Origin of the sequence: Varibaculum massiliense (assembly GCF_900106855.1) — a bacterium.
GTDB classification, from domain to species: domain Bacteria; phylum Actinomycetota; class Actinomycetes; order Actinomycetales; family Actinomycetaceae; genus Varibaculum; species Varibaculum massiliense.
The window spans coordinates 1,573,034-1,592,177 of record NZ_FNWI01000004.1 but is presented as its reverse complement, the minus strand read 5'-3'; the positions used below and the strand labels follow the sequence as shown (position 1 = coordinate 1,592,177).

Genomic DNA, 19,144 nt, shown 5'->3' with positions numbered 1-19,144 from the left:
TACGGTAACCTAGATTACGAGTATTTATTTTAAATAAGGTTAGGTGAAATATGAAACTCGCATTCGGTTGTGATCCAAACGCTACAGATCTTAAGCAGGCTCTTATGGCTAAGGCTAAGGATTTAGGGCACGAGGTTAAAGATTTTGGTTCAGATGATCCCATTTACGCTAATGTTGCGGTAGCAGTAGCCGAAGCTGTGGCTGCTGGTAAATATGATCGCGGTGTAGTGGTTTGTGGTACCGGCATTGGGGTTTCAATCGCGGCAAACAAGGTAAAAGGCGCCTATTGTGCTTGCATTGCTGATGTATACCAGGCGCAACGAGCCACCCTCAGTAATAACGCGAACATAATCGCAATTGGATCCCAGGTAGTAGGCATCAAATCCGCGGAAGTGTTTTTAGAGGAATATCTTAAAAACGATTTCGATCCTAATTCGCGCAGCAAAGATAAGGTTGCCCGCATTTGTGAATACGAAGCAGAATAACTAACTATCTATTCACCTATTCGGGAGAATTAAATGAATAAACCAGTGGCTGCTGTAAGCCTAAAAATGTATTTTTCGCAATCACGAACTTTAGAATATTGTCGCGAAATAAAAAGTTTAATTACTAGTGAACCCGCTTTAATCGATAATGTACGCCTGGCAATTCTGCCGGACTTCTTATCCATCCCCCAAGCGGGTGAAATTCTAAAAGACACTAATATTATCCTAGGTGCCCAAGATTTAGCTTACGAAGACCGAGGAGCCTTTACCGGCGAAGTCTCAGGAGCAGATCTAGCAGATCTCGGCGTCAAAGTCGCAGAAATCGGTCACGCTGAACGTAGAACCATTTTCCGTGAAAACGAAGACATGATCGCCAAAAAAGTTGCAGCAGCAAAACGCAACAACATAATTCCCCTACTATGCATAGGCGAACCAGAAAAAACCACAGCCAAACAGGCAGCAAAGCTATGCATAAAACAAGTACACTCCGCACTAAAATACGCCACACCCACAGAAATATGGCTCGGCTATGAGCCCTACTGGGCTATCGGCGCCGCACAGCCAGCAAGCCCTGAATACGTCTCTGAAACATGCCAAAACATCCGAGACGGTCTATCCGACCTACCCTCAACAACCATTCTCTACGGCGGTTCAGCAGGACCAGGACTAATAACCAAACTGGACAACACCATCGACGGACTCTTCCTAGGACGCTTTGCACACGACCCCAAAGCCTTCCTCGAAGTAGCCAAAGAAACCATGTCACGAAAATAAACCAACCCCAAACAAAACACCAGGTGGCGGCCACCTTACAGTAACCGCCACCTACTTTAGGGGTTAATTTAAACGGAAAGACAAGGCGGGGGCGAACGGGGGCGAACCTTTTGGTTCGCCCCCGCCTCTTGCTATTCGTTATGCCCAGCAGCTATGCCACTAAGCAACAGCAGCGTGGTTTAGTACATTCCACCCATACCGGCTGCTGCAGCATCGTCGCCACCTGCCGGAGCCGGAGGCTCCGGCTTGTCAGCTACTACCGCTTCAGTGGTCAAGAACATCCCCGCAATCGAAGCCGCATTCTGCAGAGCAGAACGCGTAACCTTAACCGGGTCAGCAATATTGCTCTTGAGTAGATCCTCATACTCGCCATTGGCCGCGTTTAGACCCTGACCAGCAGGCAGATGCGCTACCCGTTCAGCCACTACTGAGCCTTCCAGACCGGCATTTTCGGCAATCTGCCGCATCGGGGAGGACAGAGCCACCCGCACAATGGAAGCGCCGGTTTCTTCGTCACCAGTTAGCTTCAAGCCGTCCAAAGCCTTGAGGCCGGACTGCAATAGAGCAACCCCGCCCCCGGCCACGATGCCTTCTTCAACTGCCGCTTTGGCGTTACGAACCGCGTCTTCAATCCGGTGCTTACGCTCCTTCATTTCCACCTCGGTGGCGGCACCGGACTTGATCACTGCTACCCCGCCAGCCAGCTTGGCTAGACGTTCTTGCAGCTTCTCGCGGTCGTAATCAGAATCAGTGTTTTCGATTTCCTGACGAATCTGCTTGACCCGTGCCTCGATATCTTCGGCGACGCCCGCGCCTTCTACGATAGTGGTTTCGTCCTTGGTGACTACCACTTTACGCGCCTTGCCCAGCATATCCAGTTCCGCATTTTCCAGGGTGAGCCCCACGGTCTCGGAAATTACCTGTCCACCGGTTAGGATTGCCATATCCTGCAGCATCGCCTTGCGACGGTCACCGAATCCCGGAGCCTTAACCGCAACGGTCTTAAAGGTGCCACGAATCTTGTTCAGCACCAGAGTGGTTAGTGCTTCCCCGTCTACGTCCTCCGCAATAATCAGCAGCGGCTTGCCGGTAGACATTACCTTTTCCAGCAGTGGCAACAGATCCTTAATCTGGGAAACTTTCGATTCCACCAGCAGAATATAGGGGTCTTCTAGTACTGCCTCTTGACGATCCGCATCGGTTACGAAGTAGCCAGAGATGTAGCCCTTATCGAAACGCATACCTTCGGTGACTTCCAGGTGAGTACCAAACGAGTTGGAATCCTCAACGGTGATTACCCCTTCGTTGCCTACCTTTTCCATGGCGTCCGCAATCAAAGCCCCAATCTCGGGGTCGTTGGCGGAGATAGAGGCGGTAGCAGCGATTTCGTCACGAGTCTCGACTTCCTTGGCATCGGCGTGCAGCTGACCCACAACCGCCTCAACCGACTTGTCAATGCCACGCTTTAGGGCGATTGGGTTTGCCCCGGCGACCACGTTGCGCAGCCCCTCGCGTACCAGCGCTTGCGCCAATACAGTGGCGGTAGTGGTGCCGTCACCAGCTACATCATCGGTCTTCTTGGCGACCTCTTTGACCAGCTCAGCACCGATCTTTTCGTAAGGATCTTCCAGATCAATTTCCTTGGCTACAGACACGCCATCTTTGGTGATGGTGGGGGCTCCCCACTTCTTTTCCAAAACTACGTTGCGACCACGCGGTCCCAGCGTTACTTTTACCGTGTCAGCTAGGGTGTTTAGACCCCGCTCCATTCCCCGACGAGCTTCCTCATCAAAAGCAATAATTTTGCTCATAAGATTTTATTCCCTCCATCGCGGCGCTACTGCGCCACGCGGTTAGATCTTTGACCCAGTCTTGATGCCCGCGACGGACGAGGACGCCGCGCCGCTCCTGTCTCGGAACGTCGCCCTCTCATCAAGAACTCGGTTTTTATCACTCTCTAGGTTCGAGTGCTAAATATGATTTTGGCACTCTCCTAAGGCAAGTGCAAACTTTCAGCAGAACCAGAAGGAAAAATATCCTCTAAGTGAAACTTGCAGATTCTGCAATAGCCTCTCGGAGAAGAAATGGATTCCCCCGGGTCAAGAAGCTGGTTCCTACAGTTACGTTCCGGGACACTGTCCGCGAGTAACTACCCTCAGCGAATCAAATAAATAGCGATATCGCATTCCCCAATTTGATATTTGCCGCTATCGGCATCCTGCACATTGCTAATACCTGCGACTTTAGCAGCCTCTTTAGCGGCGGCTTCGAACTGGGAACCCCGATATAGCACAGTGGAGTCGCTCAATCCGCGAGCTTGAGAGTTGTTCGCACTCGGGTTGGTGAAACCGTCAGCTGCCAGCTTATCGGCGACCTCTTTTGCCCAGCCAGATCGCTTAGAAGCGTTTAAAACCCGCACTCGCGCCTCCGCTTTATTCGTAGCCGCAACGCTGGCAGTGGGACTAGCCACAGATTTCTTTTCGGAAGGCTCACTGGGTTTAGCGATTTTTTTGGGACCGGTGGTAGGAGTAGTAGGAGTCGCTGCAGTGGTTGTGGTGGTAGTTTTAGTGGCAGCAGGAGTCGGCGTGTGTCCGGTGCCTTTCATCAGTGCCACTCCCCCCCAAGCCAAAGCTGGTCCTAGCACCAACACCACTAAGATAGGTAGCAGCGTCTGCCAACGCTTGACAGGACGGCGATGAGCACCCGAAGGACCCTCTTCGCCCAGCGCATCGAACTCATCTTCCGGAAACTCTTGTTTACTCACAAACACAGGTTAACCGGATTACAGCAGTCAAAGGGCAACTGCCACGCCGAGGAGCAGCATTTACCGCTCATAGCTTAGGTGGATCAACAGGTTAATATGGAGCTATGAGCACCAACCTGGAAAAGATTATGCACCCTTCCTGGGCCGAGGTAATGACTCCGATCGCCCCAAAAATCTCTGAAATGGGCAAGATGCTGCGCGATGAAGGCAACAACTACCTTCCCGCTGGCGGGGATATTTTTCGTGCTTTTACCTACCCCTTTAATCAGGTAAAAGTACTAATCGTTGGGCAAGATCCCTACCCTACTCCTGGGAATGCGATGGGATTATCTTTTTCGGTAAAACCAGGAGTGGAAATTCCTAAGTCTCTAAAAAATATTTTTAAGGAGCTCCATGACGACTTAGGATGCTCGGCGCCCAGCAGCGGAGATTTACGCCCTTGGGCAGGGCAGGGGGTAATGCTATTAAACAGAGTTCTTACGGTTACCCCAAACGAGGCCGGTTCCCATCGCGGACGGGGATGGGAAGAGGTAACCGACTGCGCCATTTCTGCTTTAGTAGCCCGCGATCGTCCGCTAGTGGCTATTCTCTGGGGCAAGCAAGCCCAGTCCCTAGCTCCCGCCCTTGAAAATACTCCGATTATTCAATCGGCGCATCCTTCACCTCTATCTGCTTCCCGCGGGTTCTTCGGATCCAGACCGTTCTCGCGCACTAATTCTTTGTTGCAACAGCTGGGGGCAAGCCCAGTAAATTGGCAACTTCCCTAACTCCTTATCCAAATCGTTACAATTTGGGCAAGACAGTATAGAGTGGCACACGTGAGTTCGCACAAGAAAAGCGCAAAAACCTACCTGGGGCGCATCCGTCACGCCGTAAATCCGCCCTACCCGCGTAGGCTGCTTCGGGCAGTAATTAGCGTCTTGGTATTCGCCCTATCTTTTTCTCTTACCGGGGCTTTTTTGGTTTACCATGACCTTTCTAGTCGAGTGAACAATATCAGCACTGCCAAGAAGCTGGGGCGCACTCCACCCGATTCTTACAGCGGACGCGCTATCAATATTTTGATTATTGGGTCTGATTCTCGTGCTGGGGAGGGCAATCAGGCTCTTATTAATGATGCCTCCGAGGGGGAGCGATCCGATACTGCCATGGTTATGCATATCTCCAAGGATCGCTCTCAGGTAAACGTAGTTTCAATCCCCCGTGATTTAATCGTTGATGTTCCCGCTTGCGAACATAAGGACGGAAAACAATCGCGACCGCAACGAGTGCAGTTTAACTGGGCCTATTCCATTGGCGGTGAAGACGGTGACCGTACTTCAGCAGTTCTTTGTACTTGGAAAACCGTAGAAAAGCTTTCGGGAATGCGGATTGACGAATCAGTGGTGGTCGATTTCAGCGGTTTTGCTTCCATGATTGATGCTCTAGGTGGAATTAATGTCTATATCCCTACTGCGATTCACGATCAACGGAATTCCGGGTTGGAATTAGAACCTGGATGTACCCATTTCGACGGTCAGCAAGCACTAGGTTATGCCCGCGTCCGACATGGAGTACAAGGATCGGACGGATCTGACCTGCAACGTATTGAGCGACAACAGGCAGTGATGGGAATTATGATGCGCACCGCCTTACAAAAAAATATGTTGACCTCCCTAAATCAGCTTTACGATTTTATCGGTAGCGGCTTGAGCTCTTTGAGTATCTCCGATGGGATATCTTCAGTATCCGAACTTGCCGGTTTAGGCTGGTCACTGCAATCCTTGCAGCCCGAGAATCTTCGTTTTATTACCCTGCCGGTTTATCCAGCTCCCAACGACCCCAACAGAGTGGTGATAAATGACAAAGAGGTAAGACCTATCTGGGAAGCTTTTATTAACGACACTTCTCTGCCTATGGGGATTGAAGTTCGTGATGGTAATGGCAAGGTTTACACTATTGAAGCGGCAACCTCCGCTTCCCCTTCAGCCAGCTCCAGCAGTGCCAGCAACACTGAGAGCACTGAACCTACCCCACGTTCTTCTAACCCCCAAAATAAGGGGAATACTGCCAGTTCCCCGGAGACAACCGATGACCTAGTTGCACTACAAAGGAAGTGCGAAGCAGAAAAGTAGGTCAGATACCCAAGTTTTAATCAGGGAGTAAGTAACTTGAGTCAGCAAGGTCTTCCAGAATCCTTCCCCCCACCCAAACGTCCTCGACCTCACCATTGGCAGGAAATTCCGCCCTCCTATGCCCCTAAGGAAAAAAGAACTCGTCCTGTAAGCTCAAACACGGCTAACCAACAGGCATTCTCATCTACTGCTAGGAGCCAAGAAACAAGTCACCTCTCCCCTGCCTCTGCCGGTCATTCGGCTCGCCCTGCCATTTCTAGGAAACTAGCAGACGGTCAGGCACGTCCTAAAGAATCACGCTTAGCTAATGCCCAAGAAATTCCGGTACAAGTGCGCACCGGTTCACGCTTTGCCGGACGCCCAGCGCCCGCGCGTACCCGGGTATTATCTCAAGACCGCTCACCGGAAGCCTTACCCGAGCCTAGCCCGCAGCTCCCCAGTCGCCTAGAACCAATTCCCCTCACTAAAGAACGCCGAGTTCCGCGCCCGAAATTTAAAGTTCGCCGCATTGTCGCAGCAGTTCTGACTCTAACCCTGATTTTTGTTATCGCTTGGCCGCTCTATCTGTGGCATCTGGTGGATTCTTCGCTAAACCGGGTTGATGCCCTTTCGGCTCTCCCGGCTGGCGAGGGGGAAACTTGGCTAATTGCTGGCTCCGATAAGCGCTCGGACGGTAGCGATGGCGGAATCGTAGGGGCGGATGTAGGAGCTCGCACAGACACGATTATGCTAATACGTAAAGTTAACTCAATTGCTGCCATCGTATCCCTCCCCCGCGACACTGCGGCAAACATTCCCGGATATGGCCAAAACAAACTCAATGCCGCTTATTCTTTTGGCGGCCCAAAACTGCTGGTAAGAACCGTAGAAGGGATAAGCGGCGTAAAAGTCGACCATTATGTGGAAGTCACTATGGGGTCAGTGACTCAGCTGGTAGACGCAGTTGGAGGGATTGAACTCTGCTTGGATTACGACGTAGATGACGCCGATTCCGCTTTGAAATGGCAAAGTGGCTGTCACCAGGCAGATGGAGCCACCGCGCTGGCATTCTCCCGGATGCGCCAGCAAGACCCTAAAGGCGATATTGGTCGGGCGGAACGACAGCGACAGGTAGTTTCCAAGTTGGCAGACACCCTAATAACCCCTTCTACTTTCCTTAATCCCTTTAAGCAGCGTGACCTGGCAATTGCCGGAGCGGAAAACCTGACTTGTGATAGTGATTCGGGTGCCTGGGCGATCGGAAAATTGCTGCTCGCCTACCGCAGCGCCGCTAAGAACAACCTTACCGGGGCACCTCCGATTGCTAATATGGCTTACTATGATGGCGCGCATGGAGCCATGGTGCTGCTAGATCAGCAAAAAACCCCCGGTTTTTGGTCGGCCTTCCAAAAGGGTACGCTGCAACCTAGTCAATACCACCAGTTTCAGTAACTTCAGATAACTGGGATACACCAGCCCGCTCCAAAGATTCCTCGCTTATTTTGGGCAGGGAGAGGGAGCGCTCGCTCCCCGGGCAACAACCGCCTTTTACCCGGATGCAAAAATATGTTCTAAAGTCGCCCCTATAGTCCCGGAATTCTATCGGGACCTGCCTGCCAGGCGCTCCAGGCGGACTCCAGGATTTCTTTAATCCCGTTTTCAGCTTTCCAATCAAGTTCTACCCGAATCCGAGTAGTGTCTCCGATTAGCTGTGCGGGATCTCCGGGGCGGCGCGCTTCCTCGTCAATCTTAAAATCAATGCCGGTAACTTCGCGGATGCCCTCCACGATTTCCCGCACCGAAGTCCCCTGCCCAGTTCCTACGTTGAAGACATGGTTTTCCATTTCCCTCCCGGAAGCCACATAGTCGAGGGCATGCAGGTGAGCATCGGCGAGGTCGCGGACATGAATATAGTCGCGAATACAGGTACCATCAGGGGTGTCATAGTCGGTGCCAAAAATCTTGGGATTTTGTCCCTTGGCTAGACGCTCCAACACCATGGGAATCAGGTTGAGACGAGCGGGATCGCCCAGTTCATCCCAACCGGAACCCGCTACGTTGAAGTACCGCAGTCCAATCCAGCGCAGACCCCAGGCACGTTCACAGTCCGCCATCATCCATTCACCAATCAACTTGGTTTCCCCGTAGGGGTTAATGGGTTTACCGGCTAGCTCTTCGGGAACCACCGGTACGTCAGGCTGACCGTAGACCGCGGCGGAAGAGGAGAAAATCATTTGTCGAGTGCCGGCATCACGCATGGCAGCCATTACGTTCGCGAGTCCCCCCACGTTTTGCTGGTAGTACCACATGGGTTTTTCCACCGATTCACCTACCTGTTTGCGCGCCGCGAAGTGAATAACCGCCGTTACGTCCTCGTCAATCAAGGTTTGGAAAATCTTCTTCCGCGCCCCCGCACTGGCCACATCTAGTTGTACCAGTTTGGCGTCGCCAATCCGATCGGGAGTGCCATAGGATAAATCGTCAATCACGACTACTTTTTCCCCGCGCTCAGCCAGGAGTCGCACCACATGTGCGCCAATATAGCCGGCGCCGCCTACCACTAAAATACTCATGGAAACAGTTTACCCTAGTGCGTAAGTCCTGATATCGTTAACCAGCCCTAAGCTAGAATTTTGCTAGTTTTTCCCCTATTTCTAACTTCAAAGATTGTTAAAAATAGGTTAGAATGTACTCAGGAGAGTTCTAGTATTCCCGAGGTAGGACGGGAGGTGGCAGGAATGCGTGACGCAGCGTCGAAACGACGCATTGGACTCCAGGCGACCCTGGCGGTATTAGCGCTGCTAGTAGCTTTGGGGATTCTAGTCATCTCCCCTGCTGTCTCCATCGCCGGAGACACCAAACCGACCTATGAAATTACTTTAACTCCGGCAAATCCCCAGCCTACCTCCGCTTCTCCAAGTTCCGATTCCAATTATGATCCGGTGCTGCCTGGCCCCTCTCCTACTCCTACTTTTAACGGGCCGCGCATTATTTTGTCCCTGCGTCCGGTGCAGCCTGGTCCTTCTCCAGTTCCTACCTTCAACCAGAATCCTGCCCCCTCGGAAACCGTACAACCAATCGGGGTCGCCCAAGACTTGCGGCGCGCCTCGGCCTCCGGCTCTTTTGCCTGTGGTCTGCGTACCGATGGCACTGCCCGCTGTTGGGGGGTCAACAAATCCGGTCAATTGGGGGTTCCTATTACCCGGCAACCGGCGATTACCCCCCAAACTATCGCTAACCAGCCGGTGAAGTTCACTCAGATTGCCACTGGCCGTGAATACACCTGCGCCCTGGGTACCGACAGCTTCGTTTACTGTTGGGGCGATAACGCCTACGGTCAGTTGGGGCAAGCGCGCCCCCGAAATCAGCTTTCCGGCTCATTTAATCCTCTACGCGTTACATCTCTACCAGCAGATACCGCCCAGATAGCTGCCGGAGGGCGTCACGCCTGCGCCCTCTCCAATTCCGGGGTGCTCACCTGCTGGGGCGCCAATGAAATGGCACAAGTGGGTAACAGCACCAATATCGGGAACCAACTGAAACCGGTTGCGGTAATGACTGGCGTTAAAGAGGTCGCTGCCGGCAATGACCACACCTGCGCCGTCAAACAAGATGGCACCGTGTACTGCTGGGGGGTGAAGTCCCGCCTGGACTCTTGGAATAACGAGCTAGTGGTGGATTACCAGCTGCGCCCAGCTCCGGTATCCGATATGAAGTTCGTATCCTTGCGGGCAGCAGGTGATTACAGTTGCGCAATCGCCGAGAATAAACGTCTCTACTGCTGGGGAATTAACAGCGACGGACAAGCCGGTAAACCCGGGAATATGTCCAATAATCTGGGAATACTAGAACCAGAACTGGTCAGCTCCCTGCCAGAGGTGGGGCAAGTCTACCTGGGGTTTTATGGAGGATGTGCGGTGACTACTGCTGGCAGCACCTACTGCTGGGGGCGTAACGACTTCGGGCAACTCGGCTCCAATATCGCTCTCACCCAACGGGTAGCCGCCACTGACTCGACAGCTATCGGCGCTGCTCCCGCTCTTAGCGGACTGGATTCTCGCCTAGGTCCCAATTCTCGCTCCACCCTGATTATGGGTAATACTTTCACCTGCATGATCGACAAACAGAACAATATGTACTGCTTGGGTAACTGGGCGCAAGGCCAGTTGGCAGATGGGCGGCGCACCGACCGGCTTTCGAATGCTCGTACCGCGCAACTAACCCCGGTATATTCGCGCCTGTAATCTTAAGCTGTGGGAAAACTTTACGCCTATCTGCGCTCCCCGGGACGCATCACCCGAATAATTAAGTTTTGCCTGGTGGGCGGGATGAACTATCTAGTTGACGTCTCGGTGTTCAACTTCTTAAGGCTGGGCGTCTTATCCTCTCATCCCCTGACTTCCAAAGTGCTGGCCGCGGCGGTGGCTACCATTTTTTCTTGGGTGGTTAATCGCTATTGGACATTCCGTAATAAACGCACTAACCGGCGGATGCAAGAATTCCTAGGATTTGCAGTAGTAAATGTACTAGGAATGTTACCGGCGGTTATCTGTCTAGGGATTAGCCACTACCTGCTGGGACTCACCTCGCTCCTAGCTGATAATATCTCTGCTAATGTGATCGGGCTGATACTAGGCACTATTTTGCGATTCTTTCTCTACGAACACACCATTTTCACCGGCAATCAAAAATAGTTATCGGTCAGCTGCATTCTTGAGGAAGGGCCGACAGGTTTTATCGGCGATTGACTCTCAGCTAGGACTAAGGGTCAAGAAGCCTTTCTCGATATCGAGAGGCACCCGATTTCCTGCACTTTTATTGCGCTTAGGGAGGAAGATTTCAGTGGCAGATAGCACCTTAAAGCGTTAGGGTTAAAGCATAAGTCTACTTGGCTTGACCGACCGCACGCGGTCGGTAAGAAAATTTCTCACTGAAGGAGAATCACATGGCAGAATGCTGCTGCAAAAAACCTGTTACCGTGACCGTTACTGGGGCTGCCGGAAACATCGGATACGCCCTCCTGTTCCGCATCGCTTCGGGCGCTATGCTGGGTCCGGATCAGCCGGTGAAGTTGAACCTGCTGGAAATCCCGCAGGCGGTTAAGGCCGCCGAGGGCACCGCAATGGAGCTTAACGACTCTGCTTTCCCGCTGCTGGCAGGCGTGGATATTTTCGATGACCCCAATAAGGCCTTCGAGGGCTGCTCTTACGGTCTTTTGGTGGGAGCCCGTCCGCGCGGTAAGGGCATGGAGCGCGCCGACCTGCTGGCCGCTAACGGCGGTATTTTCGGCCCCCAAGGTAAAGCCATTAATGACCATGCCGCAGAGGACATTCGGGTACTAGTTGTGGGTAACCCGGCGAACACCAACGCCTATATTGCTGCCAAGTCCGCTCCGGATGTACCGGCAGAACGTTTCACCGCGATGATGCGTCTGGATCACAACCGCGCTATCTCCCAGTTGGCAGAAAAGACTGGCGCCGCGGTCAAAGACATCAAGAAGATGATTGTGTGGGGTAATCACTCTGCTGACCAATACCCTGACCTCACTTTCGCTACCGTTGACGGTAAGCCAGCTCCGGAGCTAGTGGAAGAGGCTTGGCTGGACGACTACTTCGTACCCACCGTAGCTAAGCGGGGCGCTGCCATTATCGAGGCGCGGGGTGCTTCTTCGGCGGCTTCGGCGGCTTCGGCTGCTATCGACCACATGCACACCTGGGCGCTAGGTACTCCCGAGGGCGACTGGTCCACTTTCGCCGGTCCCTCTCACGGTGAATACGGAGTTCCCGAAGGTCTAGTCTACGGTATGCCCGTCATCTGTAAGGATGGACAATACCAGGTAGTTGAAGGTCTGGAGCTACCCGAAAAGACTAAGCAGCACATCGTGGCAAACGCGAAGGCAGCTGAAGAGGAAATTGCCACCGTCAAGGAACTGGGAATCCTCTAAATCTCTTTTTACTTAGCCAACCCTTTGGGTCGGTAGAGCCAAAATATTGGGGGGTGGGCATTATGCCCACCCCCCAATATTGCTTTTGCGGGCAACTGATTAAGACAATTAATAACCGCCCAGCTCAGGTAGGCTAGATTTTCTCCATCGGTGCTAAACGTAGCAAGAGCCGTTTGGTTACTCCCCCGGAGAACTCTACTTTGGCGCTCTTCGATCGGCCCCGCCCTTCTATCGCGATTACTCTGCCTTCCCCGAACTTGTCATGGCGCACCCGATCCCCGGTGCCTACCCCGGCGGCTTTGCCAATAGAAGCATTAGCATCGGTGCGTGCGTTCAGCTCGGTACCGAGACGTTTTACTTTCCCGGTTTCGCGCCGCGATACTTTCCCGGTACCACCCGCTCCGAATGCCGGTCCGGCGGTGTCTTCATCCCGGTATCTACCAGTTCGGCGCTGATAGGTACCTTCACCGCGAGTGCGATACCCAGAACTGCTCCGGCGATTGCTAGAGCTGCTCCCCCAACTACTCCCGGAGCTCCAAGAGGAGACAGTATCGGAAGAAAAATCCCATTGCCCATTGTTCTTACTCAATTGTTCAGGTTGGTCTAAAAGTTCACTCGGTACTTCTAGTAGGAACGGAGACAGCGGCTGCCAGCGGGTTTCCCCCCACATTTGCCGATTATGGGCGGCAGTCAAATAGACTTTTTTCTTGGCGCGAGTAATCGCCACATAGGCCAGGCGCCGTTCCTCTGCCATCTCCCCGGCTTCACCTAAGGCGCGCGAGTGCGGGAAAGTTCCCTCTTCCAGACCGGTGACAAAAACTACCGGAAATTCCAGCCCCTTCGCCATATGTACGGTCATTAAAGTAACTTGTCCGCGTTGGTCACCTGGAAGTTGATCCGCATCAGCCACCAGGGCAACGCGTTCTAAGAAATCCACCAGGGTACCTTCCGGTTCGTCCTCACTGAACTGGGAAGCCACGTTATAGAACTCGGAAAGGTTATCCAAGCGCACCCCATCTTGCGGATCTTTCGAGCCCTCCAAAGACTTCAAATATCCCGACTCGGTCAATACCGTCTGCAAAATATCCTTGAGTGGCTCGCCCTCAACATAGCCTTGACGGGCAGCAACTAAACAATCCCAAAACTGAGCGATACTGGTGCGTGCCCGGGAAGCAAGCCCGCTTACCTCGACGGTTGCCGGCATTGTTTCGCTCATCCCTAACAGGTTAGTATCCGCTGCCGCGCTGGGACGCTTTTCGCCCATCTCTTGCAGCCACACTAAAGCTGCCATCCGCCCAAGGGAAACATCATAAGTATTCGCCGCGGCCTGTAGTGCCGCTTGCGCCTTGTTACCCAGGGAACGTTTGGGAGTGTTGATCACGCGAGTAAAAGAGACGGTGTCATCGGGGTTCACCACCAGCTGTAGATAGGCAATCGCATCCTTGATTTCCTTGCGCTCATAGAACTTGGTACCGCCGATAATCCGGTACGGAATCCCCGCATGGGTCAGGGTTTCTTCTAAGAGACGCGAGTGGGCATTTATCCGGTAAAAAACGGCAATATCACCGTAGGTATATCCTCCACCTACCAGCTGATTTATTTCTTCCACCACCGATAGCGCTTCGTCTCGGTCCCCGGAAGATACCCGTACCCCAACTTTTTCGCCCTCACCGGAATCGGTCCACAGCTTTTTCTTGTGCCGGCTTTGGTTGTGCGAAATCACCGCGTTGGCCGCTGCCAAAATATTCCCACTGGAACGATAGTTTTGTTCCAGATAGATAGTGCGCGCCCCCGGAAAGTCTTTTTCAAACTCTTCGATATTACGCACAGTCGCACCCCGAAAAGCATAGATAGACTGGTCAGAGTCCCCCACCACGGTCAGTTCTGCCGGAGTGATTGGGGCGCCCTCGACGCCTTCCGGGTTATTAATCGCCGCGCCAGATACCCCTGAAAGCAACTTGACCAGTATATATTGCGCATGGTTAGTGTCCTGGTATTCGTCTACCAGCACGTGGCGGAAACGGCGGCAGAAACTGGCTTGCACCAGGGGGTTGCTACGGAAAAGCTGTACCGTGCGCATAATCAAATCATCGAAGTCTAGGGCATTAGCTGCCCCTAAGCGACGTTGATAAATCGGGTAAACCTTGGCCAATACTTCCGCATCGGGGCCCGGTTCCACGGAATTCAGATAGGTGTCCGGATCGATTAGGGAGTTCTTGAGATCTGAGATCCGATTTTGAATTTTTTTCGCTACGAACCGCTTGGGATCAAGTTGTAGCTCTTTTAGAATCATAGAAACCAAGCGGGTGGCGTCACTCTGGTCATAGATAGTGAAAGAGGATTTTAGATTGGCAGCCTCGGCGTAGCGGCGTAAGATTCTCACGCACGCCGAGTGAAAAGTTGAAACCAGCATTTCACCAGCTTGCGCCCCCACCAGGGCGCTGACCCGCTCCCGCATTTCTGCAGCAGCTTTATTGGTGAAAGTAATCGCCAGGATTTGTGAGGGATAAGCTCTGCCGGTAGCCAATAGATAGGCAATCCGGCGAGTGAGCACCCGGGTTTTCCCAGATCCGGCTCCTGCCATTACCAGCAGTGGACTGCCGCGATGCTCTACTGCTTGTCGTTGCGGGTCATTTAACCCGGAAATGATCTCTTCGGGATTTGCGGGCGTATCCGAATAGGTGGGGTCGGCAGAGGAAAAAGCTCCCCCGGGGAGCAGGGTTTGGGACGTAGGAGTATCGCCAGAAAAAAGCGCGTTAAAATCGATCATTAAACCTGGTTATCTAAGCTTATTTTCTTGTAATCAGACCGGCGCGGCGTAACACTTGGTTCTGTTCCGCCTCGGTAGCGTTCCATCCGACCGCTAGATATTTCAAAGACAAGGAATCAATGCACAGCGCAGCCACTGAAATGCCGGAATCGGTTTCGTAAGCCACGGCGATGATGCGAATATCTTCCAAAGACACCACGTCAAGCGAATTCACCGGATGGGAAGTAAAGGGTACGATTCCTAAAAGTTCGGAAGCGAAATCAAACATGGAACGCACAGTGCCTTGCCCGTTTTGGTTACGCGCCACCGCCAGCATTACCCGGGACTGTTCGGTGTGCTCGGGAGCAGAATAGAACGCCCGCTCTACCGCTACCGGCAGAGCTTTTCCGAAAGCTTTCTTATCCAAGGAACGGGTGAAACTGCGTCCTCCATCTGCAGAAGCGTAAGCGTTAAAAGTTAGCCCTTCATCGGTTTCTTCCAGGCAACCAAGCACCAATTCGCCGTTCGTAAGTTCGGTAATAGTCGCTTGAATTACACGTTCACCTGCAAGTTTACCTGCCCACCAAGAAATTCCCTGGTCGTCAGAGCACACCGCTACCGCGCCCCGTTTACCATCAGCCTCGGTAGCTACTGCCACATAAGCAAGTCTGCCCGTCCAAATCCCGTGGCGCATCTGCACCCCGTGTCCATGGGCGGTACGCCGGGATACCCAGCTTTGATCTCCGTCAACTAGGCTAGTCAAATCGCGGTAACGCCAAGAATCTCCCTCGTCATCGGTGAAAGCCACCGCGATCCGGTTCTTGGAATCATCATCGTCTGTGCGGGTAGTTACCGCGATAAATACCCGCCCAGTTACCTGCGAAATGATTATCTGGGGGTCAGTGAAGCACTCCCCAGAATCAGTGTAAGTTTCCGAGTCAAAGAGGACGCGTGGCTCTTCCCAACTGATTCCATGATCTTCGCTGCGGGTGTACCAAACCTGAGTCTGTCCACCCTGAGGTCGCTTCTCAAAAGCTAAAATCAGTTTACGTCCCGGGGTGCGATCAATGGCGGGAGCACCGTAGGTTTCCTGAGCATTAGCTGCGCAGATATCGGCAGTTTTCACCCCGTGTACCGGAAGTTTCCGGTCGGGCTCTACCACTGCCTCTGCAGGGGGCTGCGGGCTTGGGTCTTCAGAGGCAACGGTATCTTGCCCGGCTGCATCTGAATTCGACTCGGAAGTTTCGGTTGACCGCGTAGCAACCGCCCCCTGGTCATTACCAGTAACTTCGTTGTCTTTAACCTTTTCTTCTGCCTCGGCAACTGCTTTTTCTTCCGGCAGATTAGGTGCGGGAGTAGCAGAAACTGTTTCTTCGCTTGGTGATTCCTCTACCGTGCTGCCTTCTAAAATCACTACCCCGGAGGATTCGTAAACTTTACGTTCCCCCTCGACTTTATCTGCTTCTTTATTAGCGCTTTCCAAGGCTAAAGGCAGGCGGGAGTCGCGCTCGTCATCACGAGCAGAAGACCCCCGAAAGAGTCTTTTCAAGCGTTGCCAAAACCCAGCCACGTACCTTCTCCTTTACGCCCCAGCTCTAAGCGAGCCTGGCTAATTCCTCTTCTATAATCTCAGAATCTAGCTTCATAAACACGGGTTTAGGTTTAGAAACTGAGCTTCCGACTTGAATTTCATGCCTTCCCCACTGCGGGACCTGGGTGTAATCACCCGTGATAATGGGATAGGTGAAATCTGAACCGTCTTCTCTAGTTTGGTCTAAATCGGTAACTTCTTCAATATGAGGCATGGGGGCAATCTCCCCTGCTCCCCCGAACACCCGGTCAACCACATTCGCCGAGGAGGGTAAGAACGGCGAAAACATTAGATTCAGGTCGGCAATCACCTGGGCTAACACCCACAAAATGGTGTGGAGGCGCTCCTGGGTTTCCGGGGTTTTTAACTTGAACGGCTCGGTAGTAGCCACATATTGATTAGCGAGTGACACCAGGTGCATAACCTGCTGCAGCGCCGCCTTTTGCCGATGAGTCTCAATCAGTTCCCCAACCTCAGCAAAACCTGCTTCTACCTGGTCTAGGAGACGCTGATCTTCCGGTTGTAACTGTCCGGGCTGAGGGATCGCTCCCACCCGTTTATGAATCATGGAGGCCACCCGGTTAACCAGGTTCCCCCAGGCCGCCACCAGTTCATCATTGGTGCGGCGCACGAACTCTGCCCAAGTGAAATCGGCATCCTGATTTTCAGGACCAGCTGCGGAAATAAAATAGCGTAAGGCATCGGCCTGGTAACGCGAAAGCATATCCCGCACATAAATCACCACGGATTTAGAGGTAGAAAACTTTTTGCCCTCCATAGTTAGGAACTCCGAAGAGACTACCTCCGTGGGCAGGTTGAGCCGCCCCATGTCTCCGGGTTTACCGCCCTTATCGCCCTCGCCGTTATATCCGAGTAACTCCGCCGGCCATACCTGGGAGTGGAAAACGATATTGTCTTTGCCCATAAAGTAGTAAGAACGAGCCTGAGGATCATTCCACCATTCCCGCCAGCGTTCTGGTTGGCCGATGCGCCGCGCCCACTCGATACTGGCAGATAGATATCCCACCACTGCATCGAACCACACGTACAAGCGTTTGCTGGGTTGGTCTTCCCAGCCGGGAACCGGAATCCCCCAATCAATATCGCGGGTCATGGCGCGTGGTTTAATTTCCGCCAAAATATTTTTGGAAAAGCGGATCACGTTAGGACGCCAAGTTCCCGAGGCCTCGCGTTCATCCAGCCATTTCCCGAGGGCGTCCGCGAGGGCGGGCAGATCCAGGAAATAGTGAGAGGTTTCCTCAAACTTGGGAGTTTCCCCATTGATTTTCGAAACCGGGTCAATCAAGTCAATGGGATCTAGCTGTTTACCGCAACTGTCACATTGATCCCCGCGCGCCCCGCCTGCTCCGCACAGCGGGCAGGTGCCTTCGATATAGCGATCCGGGAGCGCCCGACCACTGGAGGGACTAATCGCGGCCATCGTCCGCTTCTCAATCAGGTATCCATTGTCACGTACCTGCGCAAACATGGCTTTGGTGACCGCAATATGATTGCCGGTGGTGGTGCGGGTAAACAGGTCGTAAGACAAGCCCAGGTTCACCAAATCTTCTACGATTAGCCGGTTGTTGCGGTCGGCGAGTTCTTGGGGAGAAATTCCTTCTGCCTCGGCCTGCACTAAAATCGGGGTGCCATGTTCATCGGTTCCCGAAACCATCAACACCTGGTGACCCGCCATCCGCATATAGCGACTGAAAACATCGGAGGGGACACCAAAACCGGCTACGTGCCCGATATGGCGCGGACCGTTGGCGTAGGGCCAAGCAACAGCGGATAAAACATGAGTCATACCTCTATCCTAATGCCCCGCTGCCGAGAGCAAAATATACCTAAAGACCTGGTTATTTTCGCTCAGCGAGTATCCGGTTATAAAGCACCTTGGCACTATGTCCGCTTTGTACCGCTACCGCCTTGGCAGCGTCCTTCAGCCTTTGTCCCTTTTCAACCCGATCGAGGACGACTTTTACCGCTTCCGCTTCCTCCAGGGGAGCCCGCGGGGAGGCTCCCGCCACCACTACCACGATTTCTCCCCGTACCCCGGGGGCTTTATCTTTTAGTTCTCCAATACTGCCGCGCCAGACTTCCTCGTGAATCTTGGTGAGTTCCCGACAAACCGCAGCCGGGCGCTCTGCCCCAAAAATCTGGGCTAGTGCCGACAAGCTGGCTGCTAGGCGGCGGGGAGACTCCAAGAAAATCATGGTGCGTTCCTCGCCAGCAAGCTGCTCTAAACGCTGCCTTAGGGCAGCTGATTTGCGGGGCAAGAACCCTTCAAAACAAAAGCGATCCGTAGGCAACCCGGAAAGAGCGAGAGCCAGCAAAGGCGCCGAGGGGCCCGGCAAAACCGTCAGCGAAATCCCGCGTTTAATCGCTGCCTGCACAATCACATAGCCCGGGTCAGAAACTGTGGGCATTCCCGCATCAGTTACCAGCAGCACTCGCTGACCGTCCGCGGCGCACGAAATTATTTGCTCTGCTTTATCTGCCTCGTTGTGTTCGTGGCAAGAAACTAAAGGGGCGCGCCTGACTATCCCCAGGCGTTCTCGCAGTAGCCCAGTGCGGCGGGTATCTTCTGAGGCAATCAAATCTGCCTGTTCGAAGGCGCTAAGTAGGCGAGGGGTAGCGTCAGCGAGATTACCAATCGGGGTAGCCGCTAAAGCAATGACGCCTGCATCCCAGGAAAACTGTTCCACTCTCACAATTATGCCCTATCCGGATAATATCGAGTA

General features: G+C 53.1%; 15 protein-coding genes. 8 read left to right on the top strand and 7 right to left on the bottom strand.

Going from position 1 to position 19,144, the window contains the following annotated elements:
* The first annotated feature begins 50 nt into the window (after positions 1–50).
* On the top strand, positions 51–485 hold the full coding sequence (locus BQ5456_RS07060; RefSeq protein WP_071129361.1) for an RpiB/LacA/LacB family sugar-phosphate isomerase: 435 nt from the start codon (positions 51–53) through the stop codon (positions 483–485).
* A 33-nt stretch (positions 486–518) separates the two neighbouring features.
* Positions 519–1,259: a triose-phosphate isomerase family protein gene (locus BQ5456_RS07055; RefSeq protein WP_071129360.1), complete on the top strand. Its 741-nt coding sequence runs from the start codon at positions 519–521 to the stop codon at positions 1,257–1,259.
* A 179-nt stretch (positions 1,260–1,438) separates the two neighbouring features.
* Here the strand turns inward: BQ5456_RS07055 and groL are convergent, their stop codons facing one another.
* Together groL and BQ5456_RS07045 are read right to left on the bottom strand one after the other, a co-directional pair.
* Positions 1,439–3,070, bottom strand: a complete 1,632-nt coding sequence (gene groL / locus BQ5456_RS07050) for a chaperonin GroEL (RefSeq protein WP_071129359.1) — start codon at positions 3,068–3,070, stop codon at positions 1,439–1,441.
* A 344-nt stretch (positions 3,071–3,414) separates the two neighbouring features.
* Positions 3,415–4,023, bottom strand: coding sequence for a LytR C-terminal domain-containing protein (locus BQ5456_RS07045; RefSeq protein ID WP_143037055.1), 609 nt, complete (start codon positions 4,021–4,023; stop codon positions 3,415–3,417).
* 104 nt (positions 4,024–4,127) lie between these two features.
* On the opposite strand from BQ5456_RS07045, the gene BQ5456_RS07040 reads away from it, so the two are divergent.
* The 3 genes from BQ5456_RS07040 to BQ5456_RS07030 are packed head-to-tail and all read left to right on the top strand — an operon-like array spanning position 4,128 to position 7,568.
* The gene (locus tag BQ5456_RS07040) at positions 4,128–4,790 is read left to right on the top strand and encodes a uracil-DNA glycosylase (RefSeq protein WP_071129357.1); all 663 of its coding nucleotides are present in this window, start codon (positions 4,128–4,130) and stop codon (positions 4,788–4,790) included.
* A 51-nt stretch (positions 4,791–4,841) separates the two neighbouring features.
* On the top strand, positions 4,842–6,137 hold the full coding sequence (locus BQ5456_RS07035; RefSeq protein WP_071129356.1) for an LCP family protein: 1,296 nt from the start codon (positions 4,842–4,844) through the stop codon (positions 6,135–6,137).
* 36 nt (positions 6,138–6,173) lie between these two features.
* The gene (locus BQ5456_RS07030) at positions 6,174–7,568 is read left to right on the top strand and encodes an LCP family protein (protein ID WP_235858548.1); all 1,395 of its coding nucleotides are present in this window, start codon (positions 6,174–6,176) and stop codon (positions 7,566–7,568) included.
* A gap of 131 nt (positions 7,569–7,699) precedes the next feature.
* On the opposite strand, the gene galE is transcribed toward BQ5456_RS07030, so the two are convergent.
* Entirely contained in the window at positions 7,700–8,689 is a 990-nt protein-coding gene (gene galE / locus BQ5456_RS07025; RefSeq protein WP_071129355.1) for a UDP-glucose 4-epimerase GalE, read from the bottom strand.
* Positions 8,690–8,854: 165 nt separating this feature from the next.
* Between galE and BQ5456_RS07020 the strand changes: the two genes are divergently transcribed.
* The 3 genes from BQ5456_RS07020 to BQ5456_RS07010 all read left to right on the top strand — a co-directional run bounded on the left by BQ5456_RS07020 (position 8,855) and on the right by BQ5456_RS07010 (position 12,060).
* Positions 8,855–10,360, top strand: coding sequence for an RCC1 domain-containing protein (locus tag BQ5456_RS07020; RefSeq protein ID WP_143037054.1), 1,506 nt, complete (start codon positions 8,855–8,857; stop codon positions 10,358–10,360).
* A gap of 9 nt (positions 10,361–10,369) precedes the next feature.
* On the top strand, positions 10,370–10,810 hold the full coding sequence (locus tag BQ5456_RS07015) for a GtrA family protein (protein ID WP_071129353.1): 441 nt from the start codon (positions 10,370–10,372) through the stop codon (positions 10,808–10,810).
* 251 nt (positions 10,811–11,061) lie between these two features.
* Positions 11,062–12,060 carry a malate dehydrogenase gene (locus BQ5456_RS07010; RefSeq protein ID WP_071129352.1) on the top strand — a complete coding sequence of 333 codons (999 nt, stop codon included), beginning with the start codon at positions 11,062–11,064 and terminating at the stop codon, positions 12,058–12,060.
* Between the two features lie 133 nt (positions 12,061–12,193).
* Here the strand turns inward: BQ5456_RS07010 and BQ5456_RS07005 are convergent, their stop codons facing one another.
* The 4 genes from BQ5456_RS07005 to rsmI are packed head-to-tail and all read right to left on the bottom strand — an operon-like array spanning position 12,194 to position 19,108.
* The gene (locus tag BQ5456_RS07005) at positions 12,194–14,830 is read right to left on the bottom strand and encodes an ATP-dependent helicase (RefSeq protein ID WP_071129351.1); all 2,637 of its coding nucleotides are present in this window, start codon (positions 14,828–14,830) and stop codon (positions 12,194–12,196) included.
* Positions 14,831–14,849: 19 nt separating this feature from the next.
* Positions 14,850–16,379 (bottom strand): sialidase family protein, encoded by a 1,530-nt coding sequence (locus tag BQ5456_RS07000; RefSeq protein WP_071129350.1) that lies wholly within the window; start codon positions 16,377–16,379, stop codon positions 14,850–14,852.
* 25 nt (positions 16,380–16,404) lie between these two features.
* On the bottom strand, positions 16,405–18,207 hold the full coding sequence (metG, locus tag BQ5456_RS06995; RefSeq protein ID WP_071129349.1) for a methionine--tRNA ligase: 1,803 nt from the start codon (positions 18,205–18,207) through the stop codon (positions 16,405–16,407).
* 52 nt (positions 18,208–18,259) lie between these two features.
* The gene (gene rsmI / locus BQ5456_RS06990) at positions 18,260–19,108 is read right to left on the bottom strand and encodes a 16S rRNA (cytidine(1402)-2'-O)-methyltransferase (RefSeq protein WP_235858547.1); all 849 of its coding nucleotides are present in this window, start codon (positions 19,106–19,108) and stop codon (positions 18,260–18,262) included.
* Between the last annotated feature and the right edge of the window lie 36 nt (positions 19,109–19,144).